The sequence below is a fragment of the Pseudomonadota bacterium genome, from assembly GCA_034189865.1.
Taxonomy (GTDB): domain Bacteria; phylum Pseudomonadota; class Gammaproteobacteria; order UBA5335; family UBA5335; genus JAXHTV01.
Genome location: JAXHTV010000016.1, coordinates 48,439 through 63,053, shown reverse-complemented (window position 1 = coordinate 63,053; position 14,615 = coordinate 48,439). Strand labels below are relative to the sequence as shown.

General features: G+C 59.6%; 16 protein-coding genes. 5 read left to right on the top strand and 11 right to left on the bottom strand.

Annotated elements, in window-relative coordinates; translation table 11 throughout:
- The coding region (locus SVU69_09155) for a WD40 repeat domain-containing protein (GenBank protein MDY6943167.1) at positions 1–217 on the top strand (217 nt) is incomplete at its 5' end.
- Between the two features lie 18 nt (positions 218–235).
- On the opposite strand, the gene SVU69_09150 is transcribed toward SVU69_09155, so the two are convergent.
- The 6 genes from SVU69_09150 to egtC form a co-directional block, all read right to left on the bottom strand.
- Positions 236–1,951 carry a VWA domain-containing protein gene (locus tag SVU69_09150; protein MDY6943166.1) on the bottom strand — a complete coding sequence of 572 codons (1,716 nt, stop codon included), beginning with the start codon at positions 1,949–1,951 and terminating at the stop codon, positions 236–238.
- Between the two features lie 75 nt (positions 1,952–2,026).
- Entirely contained in the window at positions 2,027–2,674 is a 648-nt protein-coding gene (locus SVU69_09145; GenBank protein ID MDY6943165.1) for a hypothetical protein, read from the bottom strand.
- Positions 2,675–2,829: 155 nt separating this feature from the next.
- The gene (gene nadC, locus SVU69_09140; protein ID MDY6943164.1) at positions 2,830–3,678 is read right to left on the bottom strand and encodes a carboxylating nicotinate-nucleotide diphosphorylase; all 849 of its coding nucleotides are present in this window, start codon (positions 3,676–3,678) and stop codon (positions 2,830–2,832) included.
- 4 nt (positions 3,679–3,682) lie between these two features.
- A complete protein-coding gene (locus SVU69_09135; GenBank protein ID MDY6943163.1) occupies positions 3,683–4,213 on the bottom strand; it encodes a TIGR02281 family clan AA aspartic protease in 531 nt (176 codons plus the stop codon).
- A 7-nt stretch (positions 4,214–4,220) separates the two neighbouring features.
- A complete protein-coding gene (locus SVU69_09130) occupies positions 4,221–5,399 on the bottom strand; it encodes an SUMF1/EgtB/PvdO family nonheme iron enzyme (GenBank protein ID MDY6943162.1) in 1,179 nt (392 codons plus the stop codon).
- The gene (gene egtC, locus SVU69_09125) at positions 5,396–6,175 is read right to left on the bottom strand and encodes an ergothioneine biosynthesis protein EgtC (protein ID MDY6943161.1); all 780 of its coding nucleotides are present in this window, start codon (positions 6,173–6,175) and stop codon (positions 5,396–5,398) included. Before egtC ends, SVU69_09130 begins: the two co-directional genes overlap by 4 nt.
- Positions 6,176–6,262: 87 nt before the next feature.
- Between egtC and egtD the strand changes: the two genes are divergently transcribed.
- From egtD to SVU69_09110, 3 genes are all read left to right on the top strand, one after another.
- Positions 6,263–7,261 (top strand): L-histidine N(alpha)-methyltransferase, encoded by a 999-nt coding sequence (gene egtD / locus SVU69_09120; protein ID MDY6943160.1) that lies wholly within the window; start codon positions 6,263–6,265, stop codon positions 7,259–7,261.
- 78 nt (positions 7,262–7,339) lie between these two features.
- Positions 7,340–8,092 carry a BPSS1780 family membrane protein gene (locus tag SVU69_09115; protein ID MDY6943159.1) on the top strand — a complete coding sequence of 251 codons (753 nt, stop codon included), beginning with the start codon at positions 7,340–7,342 and terminating at the stop codon, positions 8,090–8,092.
- Positions 8,093–8,231: 139 nt separating this feature from the next.
- The gene (locus SVU69_09110; protein ID MDY6943158.1) at positions 8,232–8,774 is read left to right on the top strand and encodes a hypothetical protein; all 543 of its coding nucleotides are present in this window, start codon (positions 8,232–8,234) and stop codon (positions 8,772–8,774) included.
- Positions 8,775–8,926: 152 nt separating this feature from the next.
- On the opposite strand, the gene SVU69_09105 is transcribed toward SVU69_09110, so the two are convergent.
- The 5 genes from SVU69_09105 to ettA form a co-directional block, all read right to left on the bottom strand.
- Positions 8,927–9,226 carry a hypothetical protein gene (locus SVU69_09105; protein MDY6943157.1) on the bottom strand — a complete coding sequence of 100 codons (300 nt, stop codon included), beginning with the start codon at positions 9,224–9,226 and terminating at the stop codon, positions 8,927–8,929.
- 208 nt (positions 9,227–9,434) lie between these two features.
- Positions 9,435–9,782, bottom strand: a complete 348-nt coding sequence (locus SVU69_09100; protein MDY6943156.1) for a hypothetical protein — start codon at positions 9,780–9,782, stop codon at positions 9,435–9,437.
- A gap of 196 nt (positions 9,783–9,978) precedes the next feature.
- Positions 9,979–10,338, bottom strand: a complete 360-nt coding sequence (locus SVU69_09095) for a hypothetical protein (GenBank protein ID MDY6943155.1) — start codon at positions 10,336–10,338, stop codon at positions 9,979–9,981.
- A gap of 185 nt (positions 10,339–10,523) precedes the next feature.
- On the bottom strand, positions 10,524–11,429 hold the full coding sequence (locus SVU69_09090) for an ATP-binding protein (GenBank protein MDY6943154.1): 906 nt from the start codon (positions 11,427–11,429) through the stop codon (positions 10,524–10,526).
- Entirely contained in the window at positions 11,426–13,099 is a 1,674-nt protein-coding gene (ettA, locus tag SVU69_09085) for an energy-dependent translational throttle protein EttA (protein MDY6943153.1), read from the bottom strand. Before ettA ends, SVU69_09090 begins: the two co-directional genes overlap by 4 nt.
- A gap of 241 nt (positions 13,100–13,340) precedes the next feature.
- Between ettA and glyA the strand changes: the two genes are divergently transcribed.
- Positions 13,341–14,615, top strand: coding sequence for a serine hydroxymethyltransferase (gene glyA / locus SVU69_09080; protein MDY6943152.1), 1,275 nt, complete (start codon positions 13,341–13,343; stop codon positions 14,613–14,615).

Genomic DNA, 14,615 nt, shown 5'->3' with positions numbered 1-14,615 from the left:
CCTGCTCTACCACGTCGATCGGCCGCAGTTGATCAAATACATCCCGCTGGGGGAAAGGCCCCGTCCCAGCGTGGACCGTTACGCCCGCAACGCCGCCTTCGACACCGCCCCGGCGGCGGGCCTCCTGGTGACCGGCCAGGAATACGGATCGGGCATCAACGTCTACCAATACCACCCGGACAGCCAAACCCTGGAGCTCCTCTGGAGCCCGCGTTAATCCGTTTTGCTCCAGGTTTTAAGGCGCAGCCGGGAGCGCGATTCGGTTTTGGGTGGTTTGCGCCTGTTCCACGGTGACCGGCACTTCCACTGCCTGAGCCCCGGGTTTTTTGACCGCCCTGGCTTTGATGATGTATTCGCCCACCAGTAAAGCGAACGATTTGGGTCTGCCGTAACTGCGTCCTGCCGCCACCGATTCGCCACGCGTGCGCTCGATAATCGTCAGGATGGCATCGGTGGGTTCGCCGGCGTGGGTTACCTCCACTTGCAGCGTGCCGGTTTGATAGTCGTGGCCGTGCTCGGCCTTTTCGCCCACAGCAACACTGACGTTGTCGATGCGGTGTCCGGTATCGCCATTGACCTTGACGGCTTTGATTGCCAAATCGTAAGAACCCGCCGGGAGCTCGAAAATGACAGGATTATGCTTGCTCGATGTGTATGAGCGACTTTGATCCACGGCTTTGCCGCTTGCGCGGTCATAGGCGGTGACGGTGGCGTCGGCGAGTTCGCCGTTGGCGGTCACCTTCACTGACAGTTTGCCGGTTCCGTACTCCGCGAGCCGTTCGATGTTTTCGCCCGCCTTGATTTCCAGTCCGTCAAAGCGCTTTTCTTGCCCGCCGGCGAAGCTGATGGGTTTCACGACTAAATCGTACCGTCCCGGCGTCAATTCAAAGCGCTGAGGATTGCTGCCATCACCGATGTAGGTGCGCCCTTGGGCCACGGTTTGCCGGCCACCGGCGTTGGTGACCTTCACGGCGGCATCGCCGAGCTGACCGTTGATGAGTACTTTCACGCTCAATGTGCCGGTGCTGAAATCGACGGCTTTTTCGGTGATTTCGTGATCGAGGATGGCGACATTTTCGAACTGGCGCCAGATATCACCCTGCATTCTCAAGGCTTTGACGTCGACGCGATACGTGCCCGCCGGCAGGCGCAACTGGCGTGGGTTGGTTTGCGGGCTCACATAGGTGCGGCCTTCGGCGACAATCGCTTGGGTGGCGGGGTCGATGACTCGCACCATGGCATCGGCCAGTTCGCCGTTCGCGATGGCCTTGAGCGAGAATACGCCGCCGGTTACCTCAGTCGGCAGTTCGACCGCCTGTTGCAGGGCAGCGGCGAGCTCATCGGCGTTTTGTGCATCGAAGTAGCGGCCGTCGCCTTGTTGTGCGACGCATTCCAACGACGCAGCATTCTCTTTCCCGAGGTCGAATCCGACCACGTGGAGGACAAACGGTGCCCCACTTGCTTTGGCATCCGCCACCGCCTGGCAGGGGTCGGCGTGACAGGTCTCCAAGCCGTCGCTGATCAGAATGATGCTGGTGGGGGTGTCCCGTTGCCGGGTGAGATCGACCGCTTGCCGGATCGATTGGGTGATGGGGGTTTTGCCTTTGGGATTGACGGCGTTGATCGATGCCGTGAGCCGTGATTTGTCGGTGGGTGAGACGGGAATGAGCGTTTCGATATCGCTGCAATCACCCTCCCGCCGATGACCGTAAGCGATCAGGCCGGTTTGGCCGTCCTCCGGCAGATCGGCAATCAACTGGCCCAACACCTCGCGGGCGATCACGATTTTGTTCACACCGTTGATCTGACCCCACATGGAGCCCGATCCGTCCAGAATCAAAATCAGGTCTTTGGTCTGAGCAGAACTGGCGGTGGTTGTCAGTGCAAGCAAAAAGCAGCCCACGATGATCCGAATGGAATCCGGGTTGGCGAGCGCGCGCAGTCGTTTCATGGTCCTTCCCCCATAAGGGCCTCGTCCCGCGCCATGACGGGGCGCCGGGTGGCTTCGGATTCGTCGCTGGCGTTTTTATTGCGCGCCGGGTAGGCCGAACTGGGGCACCTGGAGCTCTTGGGGATTTTCGGGAAGGGCGTAATCGGCATCCTCACCGCCGCTTTTGCGGTTTACGGCGGTGGCCACCTGTACCAGCCCCATGGTTTCCATTCGAAGCATTAGGCCATCTTTGGTCAGGCAACTGGTGGCCATACCATTCATTCCGGTGTAGTCGGTGCAGGTCTCACCGGCGATATTTCGCGTTTTGCCGGTGCTTTTGAAGCCCATCGCGTCAAGCCAGGACTGGGTGACTTTCTCGGGATCGTCGCCGGCCTCTCGCATCTGCTGGGCGATCCTTTCGTACATGGGGTTTTTGGTGACGGTGGCCCGCCCGGTGGTCAGATCCACCGAGTAGACCTTATCTCTCACGGTCACGGTGCGGGTTTTGGTTTTTTGCGTGATGCCCATCATGGACATGGTGGCGTCGGTGATCTCCACCTGTTCGTTACACCAATTGCGGCAGGCCTGGATCACGGTTCCGGACATGGTTCCGCTTTGCTGGTATTCAATCCGGTATTGTTTCAGCGGGTGCAGCCGGGTGGTTTTTCCGGCGTGTACGCTCCCACACCCCACGCACAAGGCGACGACCAGTAGTGCGGTGAAGGTGACGGTGGTTCGTTCCATGACCAAGCTCCTTGGTGTTATTTCTACGCGAATCGCGAGCCTATGATGGATCAGCCGGACTAAGCTTGCCACCCGTCGAGTCAACCGGATGGCGAATATTCACCAGCGGGTTTGTTCGATGCGCTTTCGGGCATGGGTGTCGCCGCGGCGTTTGTTCATCGGAAGCGCAGCGAGAAATCGATGGCCTGAACGTGCTTGGTCAGCCCGCCGATGGAGATTCGGTCCACCCCCGTCTCTGCAACCGGTCGAATCGACTCCAAGGTCATGTTGCCGGATGCTTCCAGCTCCGCCGGTTGCGCCTTGGCGGCGTTGAGCGCCACCGCTTCGCGCATCATCGCCGGGGTGAAGTTGTCCAATAGAATCAGCCGCACGCCAACGGCCAGCGCTTGTTCCAGTTCGCCGAGGTTTTCCACCTCTACTTGCAGGGGAAGATCGGGGGCGGTTGTGCGGGCACTGTCCACCGCGGCCCGGATGGAACCCGCCGCGGTAATGTGGTTCTCCTTGATGAGGATGCCGTCGTAGAGCCCGGTTCGCTGGTTGTAGGCGCCTCCACACCGGACCGCGTATTTTTGCGCAATCCGCAGCCCCGGTAGGGTTTTCCGCGTGTCCATGATCTTGGCGCGCGTGCCCGACACGGCCAGCACATACCGGCGGGCGATCGTGGCCGTGCCCGAGAGGGTTTGCAGAAAGTTCAACGCCGTGCGCTCTCCCGTCAGCAGGGCGCGGGCGGGCCCGTCGAGTACGCAAACCGGCTGGTCGACATTCAACCGATCGCCGTCTTCCGCCAGCCAGCGTATTTGGATATCCGGGGAGAGCTGACGAAAAACCTCGTCCAACCACGGTTGCCCACAGAGTACGGCCGGTTCACGGCAGAGGATGCCTGCCTGGGCATGTGTATCGGCCGGTATCAGCGCCGCCGTGGCGTCTCCCGCGCCGATATCTTCCGATAGCGCCGTGGCCACTTGCTGTGCAATGAGTTCTGGTGTGGGTGGTTGGGGTTTCATCAATTCAGTTCATCCATTGGCGTAAGGTCAGCGTGTCGCCACGTTGGTTGAACTCCAGCTGACCGAGAAAGCTCATGCCCAGCAGAACATCGTTGCCGCGCATTTGCGGGTTGATGGTGGCGGCGACGTCGCGGCGTTGTAGGCCGCCCAAATTGACCGAGTCGAGCCGTGTGGCGTAAGTGACGATCTGACCATTCGCTGTTTGTGTCAGGATTTCGCCACCGCGCGGCAGCCCGAGCCGACCCGCCAAGTCGGCGGAAACGGTCACCGTGGTCGCGCCGGTATCGAGCAGAAAGGTGACCGGGCTGCCGTTGATGGTGCCGCTGGCGACGTAATGGCCGCCCCGGTTGCGCCCCAAAGTGACCTCCCGGTAACCATCGCCGGAGATCGTGGCGGTCAAGGTTTGATTGGGATTGGCCTGCTGGTCGATGAGCCGGTCGAAGACCAGCGTGAACAGGCCCAAAATCAGCACGGCGGCGACGATGAGCATGCCGGTACCAAGGCGTTGCGTGTTGGGTTCGGAATGATTGGGCATCAGATGATTATACTGCCGATCGGGCCAGCCGAAGCCCGGCGAAAATATGCCGTTTGTCGGCGCCGTAGAAATTGCGAAAGCCGGGGCGGTGGATTTCCGGTTGGGTAAACGGACTGCCGCCTTTGAGCGTGAAATGCGCGCCGTCGAACCACGGTTTGGAGTAGCCCTCGTAGGGGTAGGCACGGTAGCCGGGGTAGGGAAAGAATGCATTGTCGCACCACTCCCAGGCCTCGCCGGTGCGCTGAATCAGCCCGGCTCGGAAGGCGCTTTCCCATTCGTGCTCGTGGGGCAGGCGGGCGCCAACCCAACGGGCGTAGGCCGCCGCTTCGAAGCGGTTGACGCCGTAGACCGCCGCATGGGCCGGCAGTGGTTCCGGGCCCGTGGCGCTGACGGCGATCCAGCCGTTCGGGCCAAGGCGCCAGTGAAACGGATGTTCCGGCTGGTTTTGCGCCCGCCAATGCAGCCCGGCCTCATCCCACCAGCGATCATCTGCATAGCCGCCCGACTCCATGAACGCCAAAAATTCACCATTGGTGACCGGATGCGGCGAAATCAAAAACGGCGCTAGATCCGTATCCGTGGCCGGTTGTTCGTTGTCGTAGGGTGCCGGGTTGTCGCTGTCGCCGCAGCGCACAGGCCCGCCCGGGTGTGCGGCCCAGCGGTTGCTCGGCCGGGTGGCCATCAGGGGGGGGCGCGCTTCGACTGCGTTCCCGCTCGCCCCCGCCAGCGCCGCGCACTGCAAGATCATGTGCATGATCTCCAAATGTTGGGCGTAATGCTGGATGAGGAAATGCAGCAAGTAGCCGTCCTTCATCAGGGGATGATCGGCAGGGGCGGTTTGCCAGCGCGCCAAGTTGGCCGCTTGGTGTCGTTCGGCCCAAAACTGTAGCGCCTCCAAGGGCGGGAGGCGCTCGGCGCGTAGCGGCTTGGTGAGATTCTCCGGGAAGTACACCGTATTCTCGGTTTCCGAGAGGATCTTTTCACCGCAAACCTGCTCGGCCAGCCAGTGAACTTCCACACAGACGGTGTGCCCGAGGTGCCAGGCCAAGGGGCTGAGCTCGCTGTGGTGTTGAATACGCGCGTTTTTGTCGTCCAATCGTCCTGCCAGAGTCAGGGTGAGGCGCTGCAGCGCGGCAAAGCGGTCCAGATCCCCGGCTTGGAGGGCGGTTGCAGCCCGACCGATCATCGCGCTCGCAGCTCCGGTGGTTGGTCATGGTCGAGTATCAGCAAGGCACCTTGCGGAATGGGGCGCCAGAATTCACTGTCATCCAGCGGCTCCGAGGCGATCCATTGGCCGTTGGGGGTGGTTTCGCTATCGGTGCAAAAATACAGGCTGGGCGCTTCGGCACCGACGGCATCGCGCAGCGCAAACACGCGTTGGCCGTCGGTCAGTATCCAATTCAATAGGCAGCGGTTTTGCCCCATCCAACGGTCCAACGCCTCGACCGCGAGAAACATTACGTCGGCCGGATCGGCATGGGGGTTTTCCCGCATCCGCTGGCGGATCAGTGCGAACAGATATTCGGAGTCGGTCGTGCCCTTGATTTCGGCGTGGATGTCGTCGGCGAGCTCCCGGCTGAGCCGTGGTCGCAGCGCTTGGGCAAAGTCTTCGACGAAGCCGTTGTGGGTGAAGAGCCAGTTAGCGCCATGAAAAGGCTGAGTGTTGGCTAAACTGACGCCCAAGCCCGGGGTGGCACTGCGGACGTTGCCTAACCAGCATCCGCTGGACAAGGTTCGGCCGAGGCTGTCGAGGTTGGGATCGCTCCAGATGGGGCTGGTGTTGATGTATGTTGCCGCTTGGCGGTCCGGTGCGTACCAACCGATGCCGAAACCGTCGGCATTGACGCGGGCCTCCGTCAACTCCCGCGCATCCCACGATTGGCGATACAGACTATGAGGCGGACGGAGCAGGAAGGTGGCAAGATCCACATCCTCGCCGAGGTAAGCCGCGATTCGACACACGATGCCGCTGCCTTCAGTATGTGCGATGGTTCATGTCAAGGTTTGATGCTAGCCTAGCATGGCATTGTCGCAACGCGGAGTGAGACTGTGAACAAGGGTGTGGCCATCAGAAAATCCCTCCCGATCCAGTGCTACGTGGTACCGGCCTCCCGGGCGGTCCCCACGCTGGAAGAAGATGTGAAATCCGGCTTGTGTGACCCGCCTCGCACCCTTCCACCCAAGTATTTTTACGACGAACGCGGATCTCAGCTTTTCGACCGGATCTGCGACACGCCGGAGTACTACCCCACTCGCACCGAAGACGCCTTGCTGGCGGCCGATGCGGAAGACATCATTCGTCTGGCTCAGCCGGATCACATCGTTGAGTTGGGCAGTGGAACCGCCCGCAAAACCCGGCACTTGTTCAATGCCGCCTCCGCGATAGGCCACCGGGTCAGCTATTGGCCCTTCGATGTCTGTGAGCCGTTGTTGGTCTCCGTCGCCGAGTCGCTGCGGCAGGAATATCCCGCGATGGCGGTTAATCCTTTGGTTGGGGATTACCACGCCGGCCTGGACGGATTGCCGCCCATCGAGGGTCGACGGCTGTTCGTTTTTTTGGGTGGTACGCTGGGTAATTTCACCGAGTCCGAGTCCGTTGAATTTTTGACGGAACTGCGGGGCTTGATGCGTGACGGTGATACGCTGTTGTTGGGCGTCGATCGGGTGAAGGACCATGATGTACTCAACGCCGCTTACAACGATGCAGCCGGGGTGACGGCCGAGTTTAATACCAACGTGCTGCGGGTATTGAATCGGGAGTTGGATGCGAATTTCGACGTGGATGCTTTCCGTCACCGCGCGCAATTCGTTGCAGAGCGGGGCCAAGTGGAAATGTATCTGGTTTGTGATGTGCCGCAGACGGTCCGTTTTGGCGCCTTGGATCTGGAAATTCAGTTTAATGCCGGGGAGCGGCTCCGAACCGAAATCAGCCGGAAATTCACCCCCCAAACCCTGACCAGTTTGCTCACAAGTGCGGGGTTGTCTGTTGTGCATCATGCCGAGCCGACCAATCGATACTTCTCCCTCGTGGTGGCTCAGCCGGTTTGAGTGTTCGACCGGGCGCCTGTTGGCGTGACAGTCGGACCGAATTGTCAGACTCATATACATTGTTCGGAGGTCATAACTATGGAACCAATCAGCGTACCGGCGAGCGACGGGTGGACGTGGATCAAACAAGGGTGGGGAATGTTCGTCAAAAACCCGGGGATGTGGATCGTGTTGATTCTGGTGCTCATCGTGATCTGGGTTGTCGCCAGTGCGATTCCCTATATCGGCGGGTTGGCATTAGCTCTGATCAGTCCGGTTCTCGTCGGCGGTTTGTACTTGGCGATCGATACGGCTGAGCGGGGTGGCGAGCTGGAGCTGTCAAAGCTGTTTTCATGTTTTCAAGACCGCGAGAAATTAAACCCGTTGCTGACCTTGGGGGCGGTCACTTTCGGCGTGGCATTGGTCGTCATGCTTGTGGCGGCGGTTTTTATCGGCAGTTCGGTTGCGGCGTTGGGCTTGGCTTCCGGACAACCGCCGCATATGGGCCTGGGGGCCGGTCTGGGGGTGACGGCTTTTCTCGCCATCGGGATCATCCTGACATTACAGATCGCGTTATCCATGGGCATGATGTTCGGCATTCCGTTGGTGACTTTGCGCGGTGTTGAGCCCATCGCGGCGCTTCGATCCAGTTTCAGCGGTTGTCTTAAGAACATACCGGCGCTGTTGGTTTTCACCTTGGTGGGTGTCGGGTTGACTGTGGTGGCCATTATCCCGTTAGGTCTGGGGCTATTGATTTTACTGCCGTTGATCTCCTGCGCCACTTATCGGGCGTTTAATGCGATTTATCCCGCAAGCGGCGAGATGCAACCCGCTGATCCGGAGACCGCCTGATATCGGGTCGTCGATATCCAGATGGTTCGACTCGCCCGCGGGACAGTGTTGAAGCAGCGAGTCTCAGGTTACCGGGGAGCGCCAGCCGAGGTCGTTTGATCGAATTCAGATTCGCCGCAGGTTGGCCGATTTGGTCGATATGGATCTTCGCCGTTGGTTTACCTTGTTCGTTCCGCTGCTGATGCTTTCGCTGCTGGCTTCCGTGCTTCGTCCCACACCGCCTGAGAGCTTGTCGCCGGAGGTGCTTCTGGCGGCCATCGAGGAAGTGAGGGCTTCCCGGGTGATAGACGAACTCCTGGCCGACGATGGCCATTACTGGCATCAGTTCCTTCAGGGGGTGGAAAGCGGTGAGTTGGCGTGGCTTGGCGCCGCTGCGCAGCTGCGCCCGATGCTTTCCGTTGTTCATGGGCAAGCCTTAGAGCGGGCGGTGGCGCGCGCTTTGCCGCGCGCGCCGGCGTCTGTTCTGGCCCTAAGCCGGCAGGGCTTCTCCGTCCGCCAGTTGTGTACGCCGGTGGGTGAAGGCTCGAGCCAGAATGGGGGGGATCGGAAATGGCTTGACGCCGCAGAGAAGGCGCTCTCCGAGATGGCCCGCGACTCATCGCCCGATGAGAGCGCTCATACGGCCTGTCTGGCCCGTATCCGGATGTTGTCCAAGGCCGCTTTGAGCCATAGTGGACCCTGAGTTTTGGTCTTCTGACCGCCCGGTTGCCCAAAAAGAAGGGGAGCCAAAAGGCTCCCCTGATTCCCCCCTTAAGAGATCAATCGCGTTCCTGGGTATGTTTCTCTATCGGAAACCTTACGTTAAGAACGCGCAAAGTTGGTCTCGCAGATTTCCTATTTCGGGGCACACAGGCGAGGGATGTTGCACTCGCCGATGGTATCCAAGATTGCCGCTGCGCCACCGAACGCGTTTCCTACGCGCTCATATTGCGCCTGGTCGGCCCAGTTTTCCAAGATTCCGGCCAGATTGTCGGTGGCGTCATCGACTCCCGTCAGCAGCATTTGAAAATAGACGCCTTGACCGGATACCGCCTGTAGTTCGGCGTCGGTCATGGGTGCCAGTTCGGCATGGGCGGCCAAGGGCGCCAGTCCCATGCCGGCCATTAACGTTACGACTCTAGTCAGTTTTTTCATGTCATTTTCTCCTAAGGGTTTTGCTAATAAGCAACCGCTCGCCACAGCGTGACAAGCACTATTAAGTCTGGCAATCATGTGGAAGGTTCGCAATCTCGCTTTGGTGAACCCAGGTTGGATTACGAAAACGAAGGGTGGCGGACAAAGAGCACCTTTCGCCTCAGGTCGGGCGATAGGGTTCGATGATGATGGGCTTTACCGGCTGAAACTAACCGAGAACGTCGATATAGATGACCGGGCCTTGTAGTCCCTTGATGGACGAAGGGAGAGGGGGCAGATCCGTCGATGGCGTATCCGGGCTTTCCCCCATCTGGTCCAGCGTATTCGCGAGTCTTGAGGTGCCGGTATCATTGGTGCGTTGGCTTGGCTCGGCCACTACGACGGCTATCGAGTCCGTCATCGTGTCGATTGGCCTCAGCAGCGCATCCATATATGTACCCTGCCCGGCTACGGCCCGCAACTCGGCGTCGTTCATCGGCTGCAATTTTCCAGCCGCAGTCATCGGTACCATCATCGTGGCGGCGATGATCATCAAGGTCTTCGATGATGTTTTCATTTGACGGGCTCCGGAGAATATTACTTTCGAGGATCAATTCTTGGCGCGGGGATGCTTGACGCCTCAAGTGTGCCGAGTCGCCGTGGAGGTGGCAATTGTGAATTTTTCACAATTCTGGGAACCCATCGGTCTATAAACGAGACGGGGGAGTCAGCGTTGACTCCCCCGGCGCTTCCGCGATGTGATGTGCGCGTGTTTAGTTGGGTGCACCTCGGCGCAGCCCGGCACCCGCTCCAGCGCTTTGGCGGGATTGTGGGTCACATACTCGGGTTAGATTGCATTGGCCCACCGAGTTCAGATAATTGGCCTTTCTCGTCAATAAATGGGCCACACGGATCAGCCCAAGCGATCTGGCACTGTCCGCTTTTTCCAGCAACCGAGCCGACCACGCGTCTGTCGCGTTGTCGATGCCGGTGAGCGAGAAGTATTGACTGATGGCTTGGCCGCTGACGGCGCGCAGGGCGCTGTCTTTCATCGGCTGCAATTCTGCGTGGGCTGCCATGGGAGCAAGCGCCAGGCCGAGAGCCAGAGCAATAGATTTGTAGGCGTATGTCATTTCGGAATCTCCACGTTGTGAGAGAGCCAAGCGAGGTGTCGCTAATCAGCGCGACCTAAGACCATGTTTCAACGGTATCAGGGTCAACGATGTGGGTTCTTGATCCATGTCGGGCCGAATCCCGTTGAGGGGGCGCTGGCGGTTGGGGAGCGAAGGCAAGGGTGGGCCAACGCAGGATGGCGCGGTTAGTCCTGCGCGTGGGTGTTGTTCGTCTGACCGGTCCAGTCGCGTGCGAATTGCCATGCGACCCGCCCACTTCGGGAGCCGCGCTCCAGCGCCCAGGCCAGTGCGGCTTGGCGGGCAGCGGAGTTGAAGTCCACTCCCGCGTCGAGCCCAGTGAGTGCGTGCCGGACAATGGTGAGATACTGGTCCTGATCAAAGGGATGAAACGATAGCCACAAGCCGAATCGTTCGGAAAGCGAGATTTTCTCTTCCACGCTATCGCCGTGATGGATTTCTCCCTCTATCAGGCGGGTTTGCTGGTTTTCACTCAGGTACTCGGGCATCAGGTGTCGGCGATTGGATGTGGCATAAATGAGCACGTTCTCCGGCGGCGCATCCACCGAGCCCTCCAGTAAGCCTTTGAGTGTCTGATAGCCCGACTCCTCGGCTGCGAATGACAAATCGTCGCAGAATAGAATGAAACGTTCCGCTCGACCGTCCAACTCGCCGACGATGTCCGGGAGGTCTGGTAGATCAGTTTTGGCGACTTCAACCAAACGCAGTCCCCGATCACCGTAGGCGGTCAACAGCGCTTTGACCAAGGAGGATTTGCCGGTTCCTCGCGAACCCCAAAGTAGGGCGTTATTGGCCGGTCGCCGTTCCAGAAACTGTAGCGTGTTTCGGCAAAGCCGGCGCTTTTGACGGTCGATTCCATGTAGCTCATCCAGTTGAACGCGGTGCGGATGAGCGATGGGCTGAAGATACCCTTTGCTCCGCGGCCCGCGTCGCCACCGGCAGGCGAGGTCCGTGCGAAAATCGACCGGCGCCGACGCCGGTGGTAGCAGCGCCTCGGCACGGTCCAACAGTGCGTGGAGACGATTGACCAAGGCGTTCAGGTCGCCGTTCGTTTCCGGTCGGTTGTCGGTCACGCGTTAAGCCGTTTGTACTTGATGCGGTGTGGCTGTGCGGCGTCTTCACCCAAACGCCGTTTTCGGTCCGCCTCGTAGTCGGCGTAGTTGCCTTCGAACCACACCACCTCGCTGTCGCCCTCGAAAGCTAGAATATGGGTGGCAATCCGGTCGAGAAACCAGCGATCGTGTGAGATGACCACCGCACAGCCGGGAAATGCCAGCAAGGCTTCTTCCAGTGCCCGCAAGGTTTCTACGTCCAGATCGTTGGTGGGTTCGTCCAGCAGTAGCACGTTGCCGCCGCTGCGCAGCACCTTGGCCAAGTGGACCCGGTTGCGTTCTCCGCCGGAGAGCTGACCGATCCGCTTTTGCTGGTCAGAGCCTTTGAAATTAAACCGGCCGACATAGGCGCGGGACGGTACCTCATAGTTGCCGACCCGGATGATGTCCTGTCCGTCGGAGATTTCCTCCCAGACGTTTTTGCTGTCGTCCAGGCTTTGCCGGCTTTGATCGACATAGGCCAGCTCGACCGTCTCGCCGACTCGCACAGTGCCCGCATCCGGCTGCTCCTGGCCAGCCATCAAGCGAAACAAGGTGGTCTTGCCGGCACCGTTGGGGCCGATGATGCCGACAATGCCGCCGGGAGGCAGCCGGAAACACAGATTTTCGAAAAGTAAGCGATCGCCGAAACCTTTTTTTACAGAGTCGGCCTCGATGACCAAGTCACCCAGGCGAGGTCCCGGGGGAATGTAGAGTTCCTGGGTTTCGTTTCGCTTCTGGAAATCTTGCGAGGACAACTCTTCGAAACGGGCGAGTCGGGCTTTGCTTTTGGCCGTCCGGCCCTTCGGGTTGCTGCGGACCCATTCCAGTTCCTCTTGCAGCGCTTTCCGACGCGCACTTTCCTGACGTTCCTCCTGAGCCAGTCGGCGCTCTTTTTGGTCCAGCCAGGAGGAATAGTTACCTTCCCAGGGGATGCCGTGACCCCGGTCTAGCTCCAGTATCCAGCCTGCGACATTGTCCAGGAAGTAGCGATCGTGGGTGACCGCGATGACCGTACCTTTGTACTCATGGAGAAAACGTTCCAGCCAAGCCACCGATTCGGCGTCCAAATGGTTGGTGGGTTCGTCCAAAAGCAGCATGTCGGGGTGCGAGAGCAGCAACCGGCACAGCGCCACCCGGCGCTTCTCGCCGCCCGAGAGCTTGGTGACATCGGCATCCCAGGGTGGAAGACGCAAGGCGTCGGCGGCGACCTCCAGCATCCGGTCCAGTTCCCAGGCGCCGGCGGAGTCGATGGCGTCTTGTAACTTGGCCTGCTCTTCCAGCAGGGCGTTCATTTCATCGTCGCCCATGGGCTCGGCGAACTTCATGCTGATTTCGTTGAAACGGTCTACCAGCGCTTTGAGCTCGCCCACGCCTTCCTCAACGTTTCCGCGAACATCTTTGTCGGGATTCAATTCGGGTTCCTGAGCCAGGTAGCCGATTTTGATGCCGGGTTGCGGTCGCGCTTCGCCGTCGAACTCTTTATCGACCCCCGCCATGATGCGCAGCAGGGTGGATTTGCCAGAACCGTTTAAGCCCAGCACGCCGATTTTGGCGCCCGGAAAAAACGACAGGGAGATATCTCGAAGAATTTCGCGCTTGGGGGGTACGACTTTACCTACCCGGTTCATCGTGTAGATGTATTGGGCCATAGTGATGCTTCAGCTCGCGGAATGGTGAATCGAAAAGTCGCCATTATCCGAGAGGTCGGCCCGATTGTCAGTATGCGTCTGAGACGGAGGAAGAAATCCCTGTCGGTGGGTGGGGTTGCGTCGTTCTGTCATGTACAATGCGCCGACCAATTCCGCGTCCGCGAAGGCCGATGCCGGGCTCGTTTCGGCCAGGGCTTTTAGGGCGCGATGCCATCCTGTGTTGACGGAGTATCTAGTCTCGATGTTCACCGACGATATGCAGATTGCCGGTTTCGATAGTGATTTATGGGCTGCGATGGGCGCCGAACAACGGCGTCAGGAAGAACATATCGAACTCATTGCCTCGGAAAACTATGCCAGTCCGCGGGTCTTGCAGGCTCAAGGCTCGGTGCTCACCAACAAGTACGCCGAAGGCTATCCGGGCAAACGCTACTACGGCGGCTGTGAGCACGTGGATATTGTCGAACAGTTGGCCATCGACCGGGCAAAGCAACTGTTCGGCGCCGATTACGCCAACGTGCAGCCGCACTCCGGGTCGCAAGCCAACGCCGCGGTGTACCAGGCGCTGTTGCAGCCGGGCGATACCGTCATGGGTATGAGCTTGGCTGAAGGCGGGCACTTGACCCATGGCGCCAAGGTGAATTTTTCCGGCAAGTTGTTCAATGCCGTGCAGTACGGCATCCGTGAATCTGATGCCCGAGTGGATTACGAGCAGATCGAGGCGCTGGCGCGGCAGCATCGCCCGAAGCTGATTATGGCCGGCTTCTCGGCGTATTCACGGGTATTGGACTGGGAGCGGTTTCGCGCCATAGCGGATCAAGTCGGTGCCTATCTGGTGGCAGACATCGCCCACGTGGCCGGTTTGGTCGTGGCGGGCTTGTATCCCAATCCCGTGCCTTACTGCGACGTGGTCACCACCACGACCCATAAAACCTTACGCGGGCCGCGAGGTGGATTGATCGTCGCGCGGTCCAATCCCGGTATCGAGAAAAAGCTCAATTCCAGCGTTTTTCCGGGTAATCAAGGTGGGCCGTTAATGCACGTGATCGCGGGCAAGGCGGTGGCCTTCAAGGAAGCCTTGGAGCCTGAATTCAAGACCTATCAGCAGCAGGTGGTCGCCAACGCCAAGAGTTTGGCCGACGTGCTGATTCAGCGGGGTTACAACATTGTCTCCGGGGGAACGGACAATCACCTGATGTTGGTGGATCTCATCGACAAAGGGCTAACCGGTAAGGATGCCGAGATCACCCTGGGTCAGGCCAATATCACGGTTAACAAGAACGCCGTCCCCAACGATCCCCAATCACCCTTCGTGACCAGCGGCATCCGGATCGGTACGCCGGCCATTACCACTCGCGGGTTTGCCGAGGCCGAGACGCGCAAACTGGGCGGATGGATCTGTGACATACTGGACAATTTGCAAGATCGCGCCACCATCGAGCGGGTGCAACAGGAAGTCCTTGCCCTATGCCGGCAATTTCCGGTCTATGCCAACGCATCCGGTTCGTCCGTCTGA